This is a genomic window from Alteromonas naphthalenivorans, from assembly GCF_000213655.1.
GTDB lineage: Bacteria > Pseudomonadota > Gammaproteobacteria > Enterobacterales > Alteromonadaceae > Alteromonas > Alteromonas naphthalenivorans.
On record NC_015554.1, the window covers coordinates 522,753 to 540,198 of the forward strand.

Below are 17,446 nucleotides of genomic sequence, written 5' to 3' on the forward strand. Positions count from 1 at the left end.
AGCGAAGCATAGAAGACGTACAACCGGAGAGTAAGTATGTTCGAATTAATGGATAGTCACGGCGAAGAAGCCGTAATCAAAGTCATCGGTGTTGGTGGCGGCGGCGGAAATGCAGTTGAGCACATGGTGTCTCAAAGCATTGAAGGCGTAGAGTTTATTGCGATAAACACCGACGCGCAGGTACTACGCAGCTCAAATGCTGACGTTACCTTACAAATTGGTTCAAGTGTTACTAAAGGTTTAGGCGCAGGCGCCGATCCTAACATTGGACGCGACGCTGCACACGAAGACAGAGAAACCATTCGCCAAGCATTAGATGGCGCAGATATGGTTTTCATCACCGCTGGTATGGGTGGTGGTACAGGTACTGGTGCAGCACCTGAAGTGGCAAAAATTGCTCGCGAAATGGGAATTCTTACTGTGGCTGTTGTTACCAAGCCATTCCCATTTGAAGGTAAAAAGCGTACTACGTTTGCAGAGCAGGGCATTGTTGAACTGGCTAACAACGTAGATTCACTTATCACTATTCCTAACGAGAAATTGTTAAAAGTGATGGGGCCAGGTACGCCTTTACTTCAAGCGTTCAGCGCAGCGAACGACGTATTACGTGGTGCTGTTCAGGGGATTGCAGAGCTAATTACTCGCCCTGGATTGATCAACGTGGATTTCGCCGACGTACGTACAGTAATGTCTGAGATGGGTAAAGCCATGATGGGCAGTGGTTCAGCAAGTGGTCCAGACCGTGCTGAAGAAGCCTCTGAATCAGCCATTGCTAGTCCGCTACTTGAAGATATCGATTTATCAGGTGCGCGCGGTATTCTTGTGAATATCACAGCCGGCCCAGATTTCGCTATCGACGAGTTCGAAACTGTTGGTAATGCTGTTAAAGCGTTTGCTTCTGAAAATGCGACAGTGGTTGTAGGTACCGTTATCGACATGGAAATGACAGATGAGCTTCGCGTAACGGTTGTTGCAACCGGTATTGGCGCAGAGCGCAAGCCTGATATTTCGCTAGTAAGCTCAGAAGGTTCGCGTTTAACTACGCCAGCTAAAGAGTACGGTAGCACAACAGCGTCTGAACCTCGTTCAGCATCAGTTGGTAGTACTGAAGGCAATCAAGCACTTAAAGCTGAAGATGAAGCGCAACCTGGTAATGATTTAGAGTATCTAGACATTCCAGCGTTTTTGCGTAAGCAAGCAGACTAATTCACCTCGCTGAAATTGAAGTGAATTTTTCTGAAATACCGTTGTCAGAACGGTATTAAGGGCACTATATGTCTGGTAGGTTTTAAACTGGAATTTTTCCAGGTTAGTGACCAGAGTGACTACTTGCGCGTAAAATTTTGGATTCGCGAATGGTTCAAATTGCGTATTTTTTGACAAATAAGTGGTAAGTCACTATAATTCGCGACCGCTTTTTTTATAGGTAAAAGCATAAGCAGATGATTAGACAACGTACAATCAAGCACCCGGTGCAAGAAACCGGAATTGGGCTTCATAAAGGGGAAAAGGTCACAATGACTCTCCGGCCTGCGCCTGCAAACACGGGAATTGTGTTTAGGCGTGTTGACCTTGAACCTCATGTTGATATTCCATCGCGTGCAAACGCAGTGGGTAATACCATGCTGTGTACCTGTTTGAATAATGAAGACGGCGTGACAATTCAAACCGTTGAACATTTGGCATCTGCGCTTGCAGGGCTTGGTATCGACAACATCATTGTTGAAGTTGATAGCAACGAGCTGCCTATTATGGATGGTAGTGCTAGCCCCTTCGTATTCTTGCTCCAATCAGCAGGAATAGAAGAGTTGAATGCCCTTAAGCGCTTTATCCGTATTAAGAAAACCGTTCGCGTTGAAGATGGCGATAAGTGGGCCGAACTAGTGCCTTATGATGGTTTCCGTGTCGACTTCCAAATTGACTTCGATCACCCAGTTATCAGCCAAACTCGTCAGCATATGACCATGGATTTCGATTCATGTTCTTATGTGAACGAAGTAAGCCGTGCACGTACCTTCGGTTTTATGCGCGACCTTGAATACATGAATGCTAACAACTTAGCGTTAGGCGGCAGCATGGAAAATGCGGTTGCTCTTGATGAATTTCGCGTTTTGAACCCCGAAGGTTTACGTTACGACGACGAATTTTTAAAGCATAAAATTTTAGATGCTATTGGTGATTTGTACTTAGGTGGGCATAGCCTTATTGGCGAATTGCGCGCTTACAAAACAGGCCACGGGTTAAACAACAAACTATTGAACGCCGTGCTTGCGCAGAAAGACTGCTGGGAATTTATAACGTACGATTCTCAAGACGAAGCACCTATCCATTACGCTCAACCAGTATTAGCGTAAACCGGTATACAAGAAGCCGCCTACATGGCGGCTTTTTTTCGTTTAGCTTTTAGACTAAACAATGATAAAGTAAGCAATCTATATAATTATAATTAATGTGCCATAACTTCTTTACTTCCCAGCTCGGCTTCAGCCGTGTCTTTGTTTGTTAGCAAACAGGTATTAGAAGCTCACTGAGCACGACAGAAATTTCCTATTTGTGGTATGAAGCTAACAATAACGCTATCAGGCAAGAACAAACGCTATCGTCATAGCATCAGTGTACGTACGCTGGTGAGCGCGACCGTGTTGTCGTCGATATTTATGTTAGTGTCTAGTCGTTCCACAGAATCTGTGTCTGAAGATGTAGCTAGGGTTCGTCTAGCACAATCTGAAGTGAATGAAACGCAACAAGACGTTGAAGCACTTAAACAACAGACCACCATTAAATTACAAACTTTGATTTCCCATATTGCCGAGCTTTCAGCACAAGCGTCTATGCTCGATGATAAAGGAAAGCAGATAGCAACAGAATTAGGTATGACAGCGGCTGACCTGGACGCTTTCGTACCGGTATCGATACCGGACAACCTCCAAGATGATCCCTTACTCAACGAGATTAATAAGCTTCAGCAATCTCTCGACGTAAAATCTCAGCAGCTTTCTATGCTTGAAAGTTTGGTGAGGGGTCACCATATCCATGAGCAGAGTCAATTATCTGGTCGACCGATAGCATCGGGATGGTTGTCATCTTATTATGGTATGCGCGCCGACCCCTTCACTGGTGAAACAGCCATGCATAAAGGCTTAGATTTCGCGGGTAAAGCGGGTGATGACGTTTTAGCTACTGCAGCAGGTATTGTTACCTGGGCGGGCGAACGTAGCGGTTACGGGCATCTAGTAGAAATAGAACATGGTGATGGTTTTATTACCCGTTATGGGCATAATGAAACGTTAACTGTCTCAATAGGCGACGTGGTGACCAAGGGTCAAGCTATCGCTAAAATGGGTAATACGGGGCGCTCTACAGGCGTTCATGTTCACTACGAAGTAATAAGAAACGGTAAGCAAATCGATCCTCTGCCATACGTTTATAAAAAATAAACACGGCAGCAGCCAGGTAAGTAAGCGTTCAGCTTACGCAACAATTAGTTATCGCTTGGCATTATCTTTAGAGGTAGTGTCTTTTACGTTTAATCGCAGCTGTGCTCTTACCGTGCGGCGTCTCGACAAGTAGTGGAAATAACAAGCTAATGTTTTCAAGCATCCTTAGAAAAGTGTTCGGTAGCCGAAACGACCGTCTATTAAAAAAATTACAAAAAAATGTAGATGCCATCAATGCACTGGAAGCAGAGTATGAACAGCTTTCTGATGAGGCGTTAAAAGCAAAAACGGCTGAGTTTAAACAGCGAATCGAAAAAGGCGAAAGCCTTGAAGATCTTATGTACGAAGCTTTTGCTACCGTACGTGAAGCAAGTAAACGTGTGTACGGCATGCGCCACTTCGACGTACAAATGCTTGGCGGCCAAGTATTACACGAAGGCAAAATTTCAGAAATGCGTACCGGTGAAGGTAAAACCCTTACCGCTACCTTGCCAACTTATTTAAATGCCTTATCAGGTAAAGGTGTTCACGTTATTACCGTGAACGATTACCTCGCTAAGCGTGATGCTGAATGGGCTAACCAGCTGTTCACTTTCTTGGGTATGCGTGTAGGTTGTAACGTACCCGGTATGGCGCACGAGCAAAAGCGTGACGCTTACCAAGCTGACGTTACCTATGGTACAAACAACGAGTTCGGCTTTGATTACTTGCGTGACAACATGGCGTTTAGCCCGCAAGACCGCGTTCAGCGCCCACTTAACTTTGCTGTAGTGGATGAAGTAGATTCAATCCTAATTGATGAAGCCCGTACTCCGCTTATTATTTCAGGCCAAGCAGAAGACAGTTCTGAACTTTACCGCCGTATTAATTTAGTTATACCTGAATTGATTCAGCAAGAAGAAGAAGACGAAGAAGGCAAAGAAGGCGACGGTGATTACACTATCGACCTTAAAGCGAAACAAATTCATTTAACTGAACGTGGCCAGGGCCATGTAGAAGAAATTTTGCATCGTGCAGGCGTATTGCCAGAAGGCGAATCGTTATTTGCTGCGGGTAATATCTCATTACTTCACCACATTAACGCAGCCCTTCGTGCACACAAATTGTTTTCAAAAGATGTAGATTACATCGTTAAAGAAGACCAAATCGTTATTGTTGATGAGCATACTGGTCGTACAATGGAAGGTCGTCGTTGGTCTGAAGGTTTACACCAAGCTGTTGAAGCAAAAGAAGGTGTGAAGATTCAAAATGAGAACCAAACCTTAGCGTCTATTACTTTCCAAAACTACTTCCGCTTGTACAACAAACTTGCGGGTATGACAGGTACTGCCGATACGGAAGCGTTCGAATTCCAGCATATATACAGCCTAGAAACGGTTGTATTGCCGACCAACAAACCTATGCAGCGTAAAGATAAGGCCGACCTTATCTATTTAACGGCAGAAGAAAAATACGATGCTATTGTAGAAGATATTAAAGCATGTGTTGAGCGCGGTCAGCCTACCTTGGTAGGGACAGTATCGATTGAAAACTCTGAGTTGTTGTCTCGGGTACTTAAGAAAAGCAAAATTCCCCATAAAGTACTTAACGCTAAGTTCCACGAACACGAAGCCGATATTGTTGCTCAAGCCGGTAAGCCAGGTGCGGTAACTATAGCGACTAACATGGCAGGTCGTGGAACGGATATTGTGCTTGGCGGTAACTGGCAAGCAGAAATCGAAAAAATCGAAAACCCTACTCAAGCACAAATCGATAAGATTAAGGCTGAGTGGAAAGTACGCCATGACGCCGTTCTAGCATCAGGCGGTTTGCATATCATTGGTACAGAGCGCCATGAATCTCGCCGTATCGATAATCAGCTGCGCGGTCGTTCAGGTCGTCAGGGTGATCCAGGTTCAAGCCGTTTTTACTTGTCTCTAGATGATGCCCTAATGCGTATTTTTGCCTCTGAAAAAATGGGCAACATGATGAAGCGCTTAGGGATGGAAAAAGGCGAAGCCATTGAACACCCATGGGTAACCCGCGCTATCGAAAACGCCCAACGTAAAGTAGAAGGTCGTAACTTCGATATTCGTAAGCAACTACTTGAATACGATGATGTGGCAAACGACCAACGTAAAGTGATTTATGAGCAGCGCAATGAGTTGCTTGATGAAGGCGACATTAGCGAAACCATCGCAGTAATCCGCGAAGACGTGGTAAGCGGTGTGGTTGATGAATATATTCCACCACAGTCTCTAGAAGAAATGTGGGATGTGAAAGGGTTAGAAGAGCGTTTACGCGCTGACTTCGCCGTAGACTTGCCTATTCAAAACTGGTTAGAAAGCGACGACAAACTTTATGAAGAAAAGCTTCGTGAGCGTATTCATGGTGAAGTAGTCGCTAGCTATAAAGAGAAAGAAGCGGTAGTGGGCGAACAAGTACTTCGTCAGTTTGAAAAAGCCGTGATGCTACAAAACCTAGACAGCCATTGGAAAGAACATTTGGCGGCCATGGATCACCTTCGTCAAGGTATTGGACTTCGCAGCTACGCGCAGAAAAATCCGAAGCAAGAATACAAGCGCGAGTCGTTTGCTTTGTTTTCACAAATGCTAGAAGCGTTGAAAGTTGAAGTGATTACGATTCTTTCACGTGTGAAAGTACAAGCTGAAGAAGACGTTGAGAAAGTTGAAGAGCAGCGTCGTCAAGCGGATAACGTGCCTAAGCAATTTGAGCACGAAAACGCGTCAGCTACTGAAGCACCGCCAGAAGCAGCTAGCGATAAAGTACGTACAGAGGTACGTGACGGCCCTAAAGTAGGTCGCAACGATCCTTGCCCTTGTGGTTCAGGCAAAAAATACAAGCAGTGCCACGGTAAATTAAGCTAATGAAAGTTGTACATGTTGCCGTTGGGGTAGTACGTCGCGGCACACAAGTGTTTATCAGCCTGCGGGCTGATAACGCCCATCAAGGCGGCAAGTGGGAATTTCCTGGCGGTAAAGTTGAAGATAATGAAACTGTACTTGATGCATTGCGCCGAGAGTTGCAAGAAGAGATTGGCATTCTAGTGCAGTCTAGCGAGCCTTTGCTTATCATTGAACATGATTATGGCGATAAGCTTGTTAAGCTTGATGTACATGCTGTGAGTGCGTTTAACGGTGAACCTGAAGGTAAGGAAAACCAACAAACGCGCTGGGTTGAAGTAAGTGCATTGGAAGCTGGTGAATTTCCGGCAGCTAATGTGGCTATAATAGATGCGCTTCAACAGAAATATTCGAAGTAGCTGACGGCTTTTAGCCTAAAACACATACTTCAAAACAAAAAGGGCGGTCTTAATAGACCGCCCTTTTTTGTATCTGTGTCCCGTTTGAAATGCGGGCTTTAACGGCTTACAGCATAAGCCGTGTTGCAGTGGCAAAAGCCACATCTAGCTTGTGATAAGCCGCTTCGTTGATGAAGTGAGGATAGGTTTCCTGTGCTTCTTGCCATTCAATGTCTTTACCATCAAAGGTGCGAAATACCGGTGCACCTGGAATAAGCGGGGCGAAGTCGTTATCTTGCAATGAGTGGTGGATCATCGCAGTACGTTTACCCTCGGCACTAAGTGGGAATTTAATATTTTCCCCTAGTCTAAACACCTCGCACTCAGCGTATTGTTCAAGGCTATCTGTGTTATACGCTTGGCAAAAATCCAGAATAACTTCAGCCATGGTTTGGGTAAGCAAATAAACGTCTTCTCGCAACACACCTTGAGGTTGTGCGCCTACCTCAATCATTACGCCACGTTTGCCCGTGGTACACAAATAACCGTGCTCTAAATACGGTTTTTCATCTTCTAAAAGAATGTTCGCTTCAGGCATATGATGCTTCACAAATCGCGCGAGCTGAATATGGAAATCATCAGCTTCTAAAATGATTAGCGTTGCACCCATGTTACTGGTGGTGTTGTGAATATCAATTACCAAGTCAGTTGTAGAATTGCCTTTAGGGCCAAATTGCTGGTTAAGCTTTTTAGCTAGCTTCGCCTCTTTAGCATCGCTGGCGTTGCTTAAGGCTTCTAGGGTGAACTGACGATTCAAATCTTCTTCAACAAATCGCACATTAGCGCTTAGGGCGTCTGGGTTAGCAATGGTAAGCGACACGTCCAGTGATGAATAGCGCGATGATAGCGCATCAGAGAACCCTTCAGATTGCCAGTTATGAATAAGTTGAATACCACTGGTTTCATTACCATGTGTTCCACCAACAAGCGCAATTTTATTAATCATATACTTCCTATTAGTGTTTGAAAAAGTCGTCAGATTGCTTAGCAAGCATTGCTTCTATTTCTTCAATGTCGACTTCTTTAGCGGAAGGCTGTTCAGATGGTTTTGCAGCAATTTTATGTTCTTCAGAAGCCCATTCGCCTAAATCAATAAGTTGACATTTTTTACTACAAAAAGGACGAAATTCGCTTTCACTATTCCAAGTAACGGACTTCGCACAAGTTGGGCAATTTACAACCATGAATCACTCCAGTAGCAGATTAGGTTTTCGATAGGCGTAGTTTAACAGGCTGCCAGTTTAAACTGAATATTAGATTCAACAGCCGCGTTTTGGCCTTCAGCGGGAGAAAACCATAAAAAGCGCAAGGCATAGCGGTATTTATTGCCGCTAAGGGTAGGGTAGTAACCTTCATCTACACGGCATTTTATGCGGATAAGCTCGTTTTTATCTTCAGCCGCACCTTGGTAAAATCCATTGTCTGCAGTAACCGTTTTGAATTGTCCGCGTTCACGAATAAACGACAAACTAACGGCTATGGTGTCGTCTAATGAACTCAAGGTTTCAAGCCATTGGCCAATTTCTTGTTGGCGAACCTCGGAAGGTTGTTGAAGCCAAAAGTGAAGGTTGGGTAGGTCAAAGCTACAAGAACCACCTGGAATAGCGAAGCGCTGCCTAATCGCACTAAGCAGCTTATCTTCTTTAAGCGCGCTGCCAAAGCGACGGTCGGTTTTAAGCTTTTGCTTAAGGTTCACTATGGTTTTAAGTGCCTGATCTAGCGCGGCACTATCTATCTTAGGGTGCTGTGACCAATAAACGAGATTTTTTTCGTGGGCATCTAAATCTTTGCTCATGTCTGAGCGTAAATCCAGTCGCTCAATCAAATCGAGTAACTCAAATAACTGCTCAAAGAAAACCATTTGCAGTGGCACACTGTCAGATTTCGCGGTGCTTTTTAACTGCCCAAGAAGCTGCTCTACGCGCAGATAGTTACGCACTTTTTCCTTTAGGGGGAATTCGAATACAGCTTCGCTCATGGATATCCTTAAAACACATAGACTTAACCCTAAAGCCTAATGCATGAACTGCCCTAAGCCAAGCCTACTTTCATAATCAATTAAGTATTTGACGAGTTTTAAGGAAAAAAGTTGCAGTAAAACCGAATTTACGAAGAATTTTCGTTATTTGCACTGTATTTACGGGAGTATTCGTTATGTAGCGCGATTACTTGCTTGTTGAGAAACTCAATAGTTTTACTATTATCGATGACATCATCAGCCGCGGATAATCGTTCTTTTCTGGTCGCTTGCGATGCCATAATACTTTCAATTAGTTGCTTGGTACTGCCATCGCGTTGCATGGCTCGTTCAAGCTGCATGGATTCGGGGCAATCTACTACAATGACCCGATCGCATAATTCACTAAGGTTGCCCTCAACCAGTAAAGGAACCGATAAAATACAATAATGGCTAGTCGAGTCAGCTATTTGTTGCAGCATAGTTTTGCGAATAAGCGGATGTAACAATTGATTGAGCCATTGCTTTTCTTCGCTATTATTAAAAACACACTCTCGTAACGCTGCCCTATTTAGGGTGCCATCTTCTAACAAAATAGCGTGGCCAAAATGCTCGGTTATTTTAGTTAACCCTTCACTGCCAAGCGTAACAACCTCTCTAGCCACTTCATCGGCGTCAATAATATCAATACCTAACGCTGCGAATTTATTCGTAGCGGCAGACTTTCCACTACCAATTCCGCCGGTAAGGCCAATCACGACTTTATCGCTTTTATTCGAAGGCCTCTTTGGTTCTGCTTGTGCTGTTTTCGTTGCTACCATTACTGCAGTGCCCATTTTAAATAGTGGGTAATAATCGAGTCTTTATAAAATAAGGTTATCCAACCAGCAACGGCCAAATAGGGCCCGAAGGGGATAGCCAGTGATTTTCCTTTGTTTTGGAACATCATAATGGCAATGCCGGCGATTGCACCGACTATTGAAGACAATAAAATAATGATGGGTAAACCTTGCCAGCCAGTAAAGGCACCAAGAGCTGCTAATATTTTAAAGTCGCCATATCCCATGCCTTCCTTTCCGGTGACTATTTTAAACAACCAGAATACAGACCATAAACTCAAATATCCGGCGGCGGCACCAATAATGGCGTCAACTGGCCCAACAAAAATGGATTGGGTGCTAAGTATTAAACCAAGCCAAAGTAAGGGTAGAGTAAGTTGGTCTGGAAGCAGCATTTTATCTAAATCGATAAAAATTAAGGCGATAAGAATATAAGTAAATATCACCGCCCATATTGCTTGAGGTGTAGGGCCAAAATAGTAGGCGGCGAACGTACAAGTTAGCGCTGTAAATAACTCTACTAATGGATAGCGAATAGAAATAGGAGTTTTACAGTTGGCGCATTTTCCGCGCAGGAAAAGATAGCTAATAATAGGAATATTTTCCCAAGCCCGAATTTTATGACCGCAACTAGGGCAGGTGCTGTCTGGCTTGGCTAAATTAAACGTTTCAGGAAGAGTTTGCTCACCAGCAGCTTGAATATCTTCATTTTCGCTATTTGTTTCACTAAAGTAACTGGCGTATTCCTGCTTCCAACTGTTTTCCATCATAATGGGCAAGCGATGAATAACTACATTTAAGAAGCTTCCTACCATTAAGCTAACCACGAAAACAAAGAGGTAGAATAACCACGGGTATAATTGGCTGGTAAGCAATATCGCTTCCATAAAATAGCGTTCTCTTTTTTATTTTAGTTAATAATGCAAAAAAGGCCTGCGCTGGGCAAGCCTAATCATGTGTAGTGTACAAACACAGCAGGTACCGTATGGCGAAAAGGTTATACCACATTACCCATTTCAAATATGGGAAGGTACATCGCGACGATAAGGCCGCCAATCACTACGCCTAGCACAGCCATAATCATTGGCTCTAATAAGCTGGTTAAGCCATCGACCATATCATCCACTTCGGCTTCATAGATGGTAGCAATTTTGCTTAACATAGAGTCAACTGAGCCAGACTCTTCACCGATGGCCACCATCTGCGTCACCATATCAGGAAATACATTGGTAGCGCGCATTGATGTATGCATTGGCATGCCGCCTGCCACTTCTTTTCGCATAAACATGATGGCGTCTCTAAAGACCGCATTACCCGACGCGCCAGCAGCCGATTCAAGTGCGCCAATTAAAGGTACACCGGCAGCAAAGGTGGTTGCGAGAGTGCGAGTAAACCGTGCGATACTGGCTTTTTTGAGTATTTCCCCAATAACGGGAATTTTAAGAACCGCTCTATCAACTCTATCGCGAAAGCTTTGGCTTTTCTTATGAGCGCGCATAAACATGTAGCCAGCTATACCAATTCCGATGCCTATAAATATCCCGTAACTTTGCACAAAATTCGAGATGGCGAGTACAAAGAGTGTAAAGGCAGGAAGCTCAGCCCCGAAACTACTAAAAATTTCTTCAAATTGAGGTACCACAAACACCAACAATATGGTGGTTACAATAAGCGCGACTACCACCACAGCTACAGGGTAAAACATCGCTTTTTTAATTTTTGATTTAAGTGCTTCCGCTTTTTCTTTATAGGTGGCTATTCGGTCGTAAATGGTTTCAAGCGCACCTGATTGTTCTCCGGTGTAAACCAAGTCGCAATATAAATCGTCAAAATATTCAGGATGTTTACGCAGTGAGCTTGATAACGGGTTACCCGAGCGAACTTCATTAGTGATATCGCCGAGCAATTTACGCATTGATGCTTTTGCATGACCTTGAGATATCATGTCTAAAGATTGGATAAGGGTAACACCAGCAGCCAGCATAGTGGCAATTTGGCGTGAAAATACTGAAATGTCTGCAGCGGTAATTTTTTGGCCGCCACGACTAAATAGGGATTTCTGCTGTTTTTTTACTTTTCTAACTGAGACGCCTTGTTTACGAAGTTGCATTTTGGCTTCTTTAAGGTTGGCAGCCGATATCTCACCTTTGCGGCTGTTACCTCGCCCATCTTTACCTTGCCATTCGTAAACTATTGCAGCCTTCACAGATACCCTTCCTCATATAAAAAAGGGAAGTGCACCTGCACTTCCCTTAGATGAAACGATCGCTCGTTAGCACACTCCAGCAGCTACACAAGTACCTGTTTTTGCCCATGTGATTGGCGCAACAATTCCGCTAGGGGTAAGAATGTAGGTATAGCTATCAACTTCAGTTGTGCCCTTAGCTGTAATAACACCATTTTCAATCTTAACTTCTAAAACGCGGCCTGTTGAAGTCGTGATATTTGGTGGAAGGCCGTTAGTTCCAGCATCTGCGTCACCAATAGCGGAAAATTCACCCGTTTGAGCAGAAACTTCAAAAGCCGTTTTAAATGCAGTGGTAGCCATTACTACTTCTGTGAACTTAGACTTTTTAGTATAAGTTTGATAAGCAGGTAAAGCGATTGCCGCCAAAATACCGATAATGGCAACAACGATCATTAATTCGATTAGGGTGAAACCCTTTTGGTTTTTAGTTTTCATGTTCATCATGGTTTTCTCCGGGACGTGTATAGCACGTTAAGTTTAAATGTAATTCAAATTGACGTTTATACCCGAGTCGTCCTTAAACGCCCCTGGTACTTGAATCTAAGTATATAAATTAATTGGTCAGTGACAAGTATGCAGAAAAATACCTATGTCTGACTTTTCAAGTATGACATGTTCAATTAGTGCTTTGCAGCCCTATGTTGTTGAACTTTGGTATCAATTTACAACTTTTGTACGTATAGATAACTATACTAGCTAGAACGAAACCGATGAAACGTGCTTATAAAGTAGTAAAGTAGCTTTATACCTAAGCACGTCATGTGAACTGTTACATATGAGATTAACGTACGCTATTCGCAACCTTTTTTACGCTAAGTTAACCCTTAGCGACAAATCAATTGCCTTCACATTCTTAGTTAATGCACCAGATGAAATATAGTCTACACCTAGTGTTGCTAGCGACGATAACCGTTCATCGGTAATGTTACCTGACACTTCCAGTTTACATTGCCCTTGGGTTAGCGCTACTGCCTTTTGGATCTGTTCGTTGGTAAAGTTATCCAACATAACGATGTCAGCCCCTGCAAGAAGTGCTTGTTGTAATTCTTCTAAGCTTTCTACTTCTACTTCAACAGGCTTCCCAGGTTTCATTTCTTTAGCACGGCTTATTGCTTTCTCTATAGAGCCGCAGGAAAAAATGTGGTTTTCTTTAATTAAGAACGCATCAAACAAACCAATACGATGATTTTGTCCGCCGCCACAATGCACAGCGTACTTCTGTGCCATACGAAGGCCTGGTAGGGTTTTGCGTGTATCAAGAATTTTGGTGTTGCTTCCGGCAAGCAACTTCGCGTAGCTGGCTGTGACGGTTGCCGTTGCTGAAAGGGTTTGCAGAAAATTAAGTGCTACCCGCTCGGCAGTAAGAATAGCGCGAGCCGAGCCTGTTAAAGTCAGTAGGGTAGTATCTGCTGCAACGGTATCGCCGTCTTTTACTTGCCATACTAATTCCAAGCGCTCATCAATTAACGCAAACGCTTGTTCAACCCAAGCTACGCCGCAAATAACGCATTGCTCACGGGTAATAATAGTAGCAGTCGCGTTTTCGCTTTCGTCTATTAAGTTCGCAGTAATGTCGTTATGCGCGTTAAGCTCGCCCCCTAAATCTTCGATAAGTGCGAGAGAAACTTGTTCGCGGATGGCGTTAATGTCGGGTGAAATCATGATGGCTGCTGTTTAGAATTAAAGGGTACGCAATATTAACGAATCTCCGCGCTGAGTAAACTCTAATTGCCGTAAAACGCTCATTCCAAGCAAGATATGCTCACTTTGCATACCGGGGTTTAGGTTTGCGCTAACATTGTTTAGCACAATGTCGCCAATTCGAAGAGTATCAATACGTGATTCAGCAACGGTAACGGTTCCATTCGCCGTATTGGCTAAGCCTTTACGACCCGCTTGTAATTGAAGTCTCTGGGCTAGATGGGCGGGAATAGACACATCGGTAGCGCCGGTATCTACCAAAAACACCACTTCTTCGCCATTAATAAAGCCTGAGGTCACGTAATGTCCTGCACGGTTTTGCTTTAAGCGTACTTCGGTTTGTGACCCAATACGCTGTGACTGGGGTTCGCTATTAGGGTTAACTTGCTTATCGAGCAAGCCAGAAAAGACATAGACCAGCAGGCCAAACCCACAAATCCACGCCAGCACCACCATATACTTTGCCGCAGAATTCTCGCCCACAGAATCATCTTCACTCATATAAAACATCTCACTTCTTTTTATCGTTCTATTTATACCGCCTTTCTACGTAAATATAAACGTATCGGCCTAACTAAAGGAGTTCGTACCCAGTGAAACTTTATGCAGTAAGGGGGAGCACTTTTTTCTTTTTCAAAAAACGCTAGCGATTATTAAGTGCAAGGTGAGTTTGAGAGTAAAGCCGTCTGCAGCATGGATGCAGCAGCCGAGCCTCCATGGATGGATTCACGGCGTGCTTTTCCCCAAACTCTCTTTTCACTCAAAACGTTGATATGAGTTCCAATCAAATAGTCATTCGTCAAAACAGTAAGGCAACATCCATTTAAAACCTTATGCAGCAGCGAGCTGCATTCTTCTCTTTTTTCAATATGTAACTTGCCTATTTAAGTGCAAGGTGAAATTTGAGAGTAAAGTCATCTGCGCAATTTTTCTTGAAACATTATTAACGTTCAAATCAAGTGGTCATTCGTCAAAGCAGTAAGGCAACATCCATTTAAAATCTTATGCAGCAGGGGGCTGCATTCTTCTCTTTTTTCAATATGTAACTTGTCTATTTAAGTGCAAGGTGAATTTGAGGGTAAAGCCGTCTGCAGCATGGATGCTGCAGCCGAGCCTCCATGGATGGATTCACGGCGTGCTTTACCCTCAAACTCACCTTTCACCAGAAACGGCGTTTAGCTTGTGCCCTTGGGCAGCTGGTGTCACACTGTTATTAATGAAAACCACGTAACGAATCTTCAAATTATATGGTGTTATACAAGCCCGCGACGCAAATTGATTGCCCCCATTATGATGAACGGCCCGACGAAAGCGATGTGAGCGTGTTGGTTATTCATAATATATCGCTGCCACCGTCGCAATTTGGTACATCAGGTATCCGTGAGTTGTTTACCGGTACGTTAAATCCTGATGAGCACCCGTTTTACAAAGAAATAGCAGGAATTAGGGTATCTGCCCATTGTGTAATTTACCGCAACGGTGAAATAGAGCAGTTTGTTCCCTTTAACAAGCGGGCGTGGCATGCAGGGTTATCGACATTTCAAGGTCGCTCTCGTTGTAACGACTTTACCATTGGTATTGAATTAGAAGGCACGGATACTCTGCCTTACACGGATGCTCAATATGAGCAACTATCGATATTGAGTAAGTTTATATTGCAACGGTACCCGCGAATTACGTTGGGTCGAATTGTGGGTCATAATGATATTGCGCCAGGGCGAAAGACCGACCCAGGTGTAGCGTTCGATTGGCCACGCTACAGACAGTCACTTGATGCAACTAACATCTCAAGCAACACGATTATTTAAATCGGTAAGCAAGGCGATTATGCGTCTGCCTATTACCTATAATTCTACGGTAGGAAATAAACATGATACTAATGAGTTTACTGCTGGTATTAAGTCTTGAAAGGCTCATTACTAAAACGCCGGTATGGCACATAGAACGTTATGCAGTTGCCTATCAAAGTTGGCTTTACGAGCGAAAATGGCTAGAAGAAGACACGTCATCGATTGCTTTTTATTTATATATGTTGCTGCCAGCACTAATCATTGGGCTAATTGAGCATTGGCTGTTCGGCGCTTTTCTTACCTTTATTGAACAAAGTATCATTTTATTTATTTGTATAGGCTGCCCGGTATTGCGTGCCACGTATAAGCAATTTTTGAACGCCGCAGACCGAGGCGATTTACAAGCTTGTAGTATGTACACCGACCAACTAGGGCATTGCGGTAGCAAGCGTGATAGCGACGGTACTGCCATGGCTGAGGGAAAAAGCTTCGGCCAGCACCTTACTTGGCTGAACTATCAGCACTACGCTGCGGTGATGTTGTGGTTCATAGCATTTGGTGCACCGGGTGCCGTGTTCTACTGTTTCAGTAGAAGTGCCACTGAGCGTTTCTGTGCATCTCAACATCCATTAGCTATGGCGGCAGGCAAGTTAATGTACGCACTTGATTTTATACCGGTACGCATTACGGCGTTTGGCATGTTGATGATGGGGCATTTTTCCCGTGCACTTCCTCAATGGTTGAAAGACGGACTTTCACTTAATGTTCCCGCGTACGATTTGCTTACCCGAGTATCGTCAAAAGCCGAGATGTTAACGGCTGAAGAACGTCAAGCTCAGACAGAAAATGCAGCGGTAGAGCCTAAAGTGCTGGTCAAGTTAGCAAAACGTAATGTTATTTTTCTGCTTGTTATTACCTCTGCGCTAACCGTTGTTGGCACCCTTGCTTAACTATTTCAGTTAACAAACGTATTACCATTCTATCCTGGTCTATGAATTTTTCATTTATAGATCAGGTATTTCACGTCTCATACCCTCGCCACTTCACCTCATCAGACCAGTGAGTGTTTGCTAAATTTTTGCAACAAATTCAACAATAAAGCTTAACAATAAGCAACTCCTTACAAGTTTGCTATGCTTGAGAGTATTTACCTCACTTTCGATCTATCTTAAACTATATAGGTAAAATGGTATTACCAATTGTGGCTGTAGACCTTACTTGTTTACAAAATAGTCGCATACTCAAGTAGATGAAGGAAAACAGTCACGCATGCGTCAGCAGCGAAAAAAACTTGCCGATGTTATCACCGAGCAGCTTGAATCCATGATTTTGGATGGGAGCTTATTGGCAGGTCAGAAATTGCCACCAGAGCGTGAACTTGCGATTCAGTTTGAGGTATCGCGGCCTTCCTTACGAGAAGCCATAGGTAATCTCCAGGCTCGTGGGTTGGTTGAGCGCAAGCAGGGCGGCGGCACGTTTGTAAACCGCAACCTTAACTCTGCCATGAAAGACCCATTGATGGCACTTGTCAGTAAACGGCCTGAAACTCAGTTCGATTTACTTGAGTTCCGTCATGCCCTAGAAGGAATGGCGGCGTATTACGCAGCGCTTCGCGGGCAACCTGAAGATTATGAAGCACTAAAAAATGCGCTTAATGAACTGCCCACGCCAGCACCCGAAGAAAGTAAGCGGGAACAAGCTGAAGCGCTAGGTAAGTTCTACATCATTATGGCAAGAGCATCCCATAACATGGTGCTTTTACATGTAATGAGCACCATGCAAAGTATGCTGGTGGAAAACATAGAACGTAACTTTGATATGTTAGCGACTCACCCTGATGCAGTGGCAGATATTGCTCGTCAAAGACAAGAAATTGTTGAAGCTATCGCTGCACAGGATCCAGAAGCGGCACGTCAGGCTTGTAATACGCACCTTGCGTTCATTGAAAAGACATTATTAACCATTAATCAGCGTGACACCCGTGTACAACGCGCGTTACGACGATTAGAAATTTAACATGCCTTCTTGTTTACCCAGTTTTATAAGGCGTGATTATATAAGCAGAGGCTTAAAGAGAATTTTAGCTACTGTGATATGCAAAAAGCACAGGTGAGCCATTAAGGTTCACAGCGAGTACAACGTAATTTGGTCATTCTTCTTTCGATAATTAGGT

At 43.8% G+C, this 17,446-nt stretch carries 17 protein-coding genes; 8 read left to right on the top strand and 9 right to left on the bottom strand.

Features of this window, described 5'->3' with window-relative positions; all coding sequences use genetic code 11:
• The first annotated feature begins 36 nt into the window (after nt 1-36).
• The 5 genes from ftsZ to mutT all read left to right on the top strand — a co-directional run bounded on the left by ftsZ (nt 37) and on the right by mutT (nt 6,699).
• Nucleotides 37-1,206: a cell division protein FtsZ gene (gene ftsZ, locus AMBT_RS02210; protein WP_013782942.1), complete on the top strand. Its 1,170-nt coding sequence runs from the start codon at nt 37-39 to the stop codon at nt 1,204-1,206.
• Nucleotides 1,207-1,442: 236 nt separating this feature from the next.
• The gene (gene lpxC / locus AMBT_RS02215) at nt 1,443-2,354 is read left to right on the top strand and encodes a UDP-3-O-acyl-N-acetylglucosamine deacetylase (RefSeq protein ID WP_013782943.1); all 912 of its coding nucleotides are present in this window, start codon (nt 1,443-1,445) and stop codon (nt 2,352-2,354) included.
• A gap of 204 nt (nt 2,355-2,558) precedes the next feature.
• On the top strand, nt 2,559-3,437 hold the full coding sequence (locus AMBT_RS02220) for a M23 family metallopeptidase (RefSeq protein ID WP_013782944.1): 879 nt from the start codon (nt 2,559-2,561) through the stop codon (nt 3,435-3,437).
• 149 nt (nt 3,438-3,586) lie between these two features.
• Nucleotides 3,587-6,304 carry a preprotein translocase subunit SecA gene (gene secA, locus AMBT_RS02225; protein WP_013782945.1) on the top strand — a complete coding sequence of 906 codons (2,718 nt, stop codon included), beginning with the start codon at nt 3,587-3,589 and terminating at the stop codon, nt 6,302-6,304.
• Complete coding sequence (gene mutT, locus AMBT_RS02230) at nt 6,304-6,699, top strand: 8-oxo-dGTP diphosphatase MutT (RefSeq protein ID WP_013782946.1); 396 nt, start codon at nt 6,304-6,306, stop codon at nt 6,697-6,699. The genes secA and mutT overlap by 1 nt, the downstream gene beginning before the upstream one ends.
• A 106-nt stretch (nt 6,700-6,805) precedes the next feature.
• On the opposite strand, the gene AMBT_RS02235 is transcribed toward mutT, so the two are convergent.
• From AMBT_RS02235 to AMBT_RS02275, 9 genes are all read right to left on the bottom strand, one after another.
• The gene (locus AMBT_RS02235; protein WP_013782947.1) at nt 6,806-7,684 is read right to left on the bottom strand and encodes an aspartoacylase; all 879 of its coding nucleotides are present in this window, start codon (nt 7,682-7,684) and stop codon (nt 6,806-6,808) included.
• Between the two features lie 10 nt (nt 7,685-7,694).
• Nucleotides 7,695-7,922 carry a DNA gyrase inhibitor YacG gene (gene yacG, locus AMBT_RS02240; protein WP_013782948.1) on the bottom strand — a complete coding sequence of 76 codons (228 nt, stop codon included), beginning with the start codon at nt 7,920-7,922 and terminating at the stop codon, nt 7,695-7,697.
• Between the two features lie 41 nt (nt 7,923-7,963).
• Nucleotides 7,964-8,716, bottom strand: coding sequence for a cell division protein ZapD (zapD, locus tag AMBT_RS02245; RefSeq protein WP_013782949.1), 753 nt, complete (start codon nt 8,714-8,716; stop codon nt 7,964-7,966).
• 128 nt (nt 8,717-8,844) lie between these two features.
• A complete protein-coding gene (gene coaE, locus AMBT_RS02250) occupies nt 8,845-9,516 on the bottom strand; it encodes a dephospho-CoA kinase (protein ID WP_013782950.1) in 672 nt (223 codons plus the stop codon).
• Complete coding sequence (locus AMBT_RS02255; RefSeq protein WP_013782951.1) at nt 9,516-10,421, bottom strand: prepilin peptidase; 906 nt, start codon at nt 10,419-10,421, stop codon at nt 9,516-9,518. The genes coaE and AMBT_RS02255 overlap by 1 nt, the downstream gene beginning before the upstream one ends.
• Nucleotides 10,422-10,531: 110 nt before the next feature.
• On the bottom strand, nt 10,532-11,740 hold the full coding sequence (locus AMBT_RS02260; RefSeq protein ID WP_013782952.1) for a type II secretion system F family protein: 1,209 nt from the start codon (nt 11,738-11,740) through the stop codon (nt 10,532-10,534).
• A 66-nt stretch (nt 11,741-11,806) separates the two neighbouring features.
• Nucleotides 11,807-12,226, bottom strand: a complete 420-nt coding sequence (locus tag AMBT_RS02265) for a pilin (RefSeq protein WP_013782953.1) — start codon at nt 12,224-12,226, stop codon at nt 11,807-11,809.
• A 363-nt stretch (nt 12,227-12,589) separates the two neighbouring features.
• Nucleotides 12,590-13,444 (bottom strand): carboxylating nicotinate-nucleotide diphosphorylase, encoded by an 855-nt coding sequence (nadC, locus tag AMBT_RS02270; protein WP_013782954.1) that lies wholly within the window; start codon nt 13,442-13,444, stop codon nt 12,590-12,592.
• A gap of 18 nt (nt 13,445-13,462) precedes the next feature.
• Complete coding sequence (locus tag AMBT_RS02275) at nt 13,463-13,993, bottom strand: retropepsin-like aspartic protease family protein (protein ID WP_013782955.1); 531 nt, start codon at nt 13,991-13,993, stop codon at nt 13,463-13,465.
• 737 nt (nt 13,994-14,730) lie between these two features.
• Here AMBT_RS02275 and ampD point away from each other — a divergent pair.
• From ampD to AMBT_RS02290, 3 genes are all read left to right on the top strand, one after another.
• On the top strand, nt 14,731-15,291 hold the full coding sequence (ampD, locus tag AMBT_RS02280; protein WP_013782956.1) for a 1,6-anhydro-N-acetylmuramyl-L-alanine amidase AmpD: 561 nt from the start codon (nt 14,731-14,733) through the stop codon (nt 15,289-15,291).
• A 62-nt stretch (nt 15,292-15,353) separates the two neighbouring features.
• Nucleotides 15,354-16,223: a beta-lactamase regulator AmpE gene (gene ampE, locus AMBT_RS02285; protein ID WP_013782957.1), complete on the top strand. Its 870-nt coding sequence runs from the start codon at nt 15,354-15,356 to the stop codon at nt 16,221-16,223.
• Nucleotides 16,224-16,542: 319 nt separating this feature from the next.
• Complete coding sequence (locus AMBT_RS02290; RefSeq protein WP_013782958.1) at nt 16,543-17,289, top strand: GntR family transcriptional regulator; 747 nt, start codon at nt 16,543-16,545, stop codon at nt 17,287-17,289.
• Nucleotides 17,290-17,446 lie beyond the last annotated feature (157 nt).

Excerpts from the sequence above, each read along its gene's own strand:
- ampE (WP_013782957.1), top strand. The coding sequence starts at position 15,354 with ATGATACTAATGAGTTTACTGCTGGTATTAAGTCTTGAAAGGCTCATT.
- AMBT_RS02265 (WP_013782953.1), bottom strand. The coding sequence starts at position 12,226 with ATGATGAACATGAAAACTAAAAACCAAAAGGGTTTCACCCTAATCGAA.
- nadC (WP_013782954.1), bottom strand. The coding sequence starts at position 13,444 with ATGATTTCACCCGACATTAACGCCATCCGCGAACAAGTTTCTCTCGCA.
- secA (WP_013782945.1), top strand. The coding sequence starts at position 3,587 with ATGTTTTCAAGCATCCTTAGAAAAGTGTTCGGTAGCCGAAACGACCGT.
- AMBT_RS02255 (WP_013782951.1), bottom strand. The coding sequence starts at position 10,421 with ATGGAAGCGATATTGCTTACCAGCCAATTATACCCGTGGTTATTCTAC.
- mutT (WP_013782946.1), top strand. The coding sequence starts at position 6,304 with ATGAAAGTTGTACATGTTGCCGTTGGGGTAGTACGTCGCGGCACACAA.
- zapD (WP_013782949.1), bottom strand. The coding sequence starts at position 8,716 with ATGAGCGAAGCTGTATTCGAATTCCCCCTAAAGGAAAAAGTGCGTAAC.
- AMBT_RS02235 (WP_013782947.1), bottom strand. The coding sequence starts at position 7,684 with ATGATTAATAAAATTGCGCTTGTTGGTGGAACACATGGTAATGAAACC.
- AMBT_RS02290 (WP_013782958.1), top strand. The coding sequence starts at position 16,543 with ATGCGTCAGCAGCGAAAAAAACTTGCCGATGTTATCACCGAGCAGCTT.
- ampD (WP_013782956.1), top strand. The coding sequence starts at position 14,731 with ATGGTGTTATACAAGCCCGCGACGCAAATTGATTGCCCCCATTATGAT.
- lpxC (WP_013782943.1), top strand. The coding sequence starts at position 1,443 with ATGATTAGACAACGTACAATCAAGCACCCGGTGCAAGAAACCGGAATT.
- AMBT_RS02220 (WP_013782944.1), top strand. The coding sequence starts at position 2,559 with ATGAAGCTAACAATAACGCTATCAGGCAAGAACAAACGCTATCGTCAT.
- AMBT_RS02275 (WP_013782955.1), bottom strand. The coding sequence starts at position 13,993 with ATGTTTTATATGAGTGAAGATGATTCTGTGGGCGAGAATTCTGCGGCA.
- yacG (WP_013782948.1), bottom strand. The coding sequence starts at position 7,922 with ATGGTTGTAAATTGCCCAACTTGTGCGAAGTCCGTTACTTGGAATAGT.
- coaE (WP_013782950.1), bottom strand. The coding sequence starts at position 9,516 with ATGGTAGCAACGAAAACAGCACAAGCAGAACCAAAGAGGCCTTCGAAT.
- ftsZ (WP_013782942.1), top strand. The coding sequence starts at position 37 with ATGTTCGAATTAATGGATAGTCACGGCGAAGAAGCCGTAATCAAAGTC.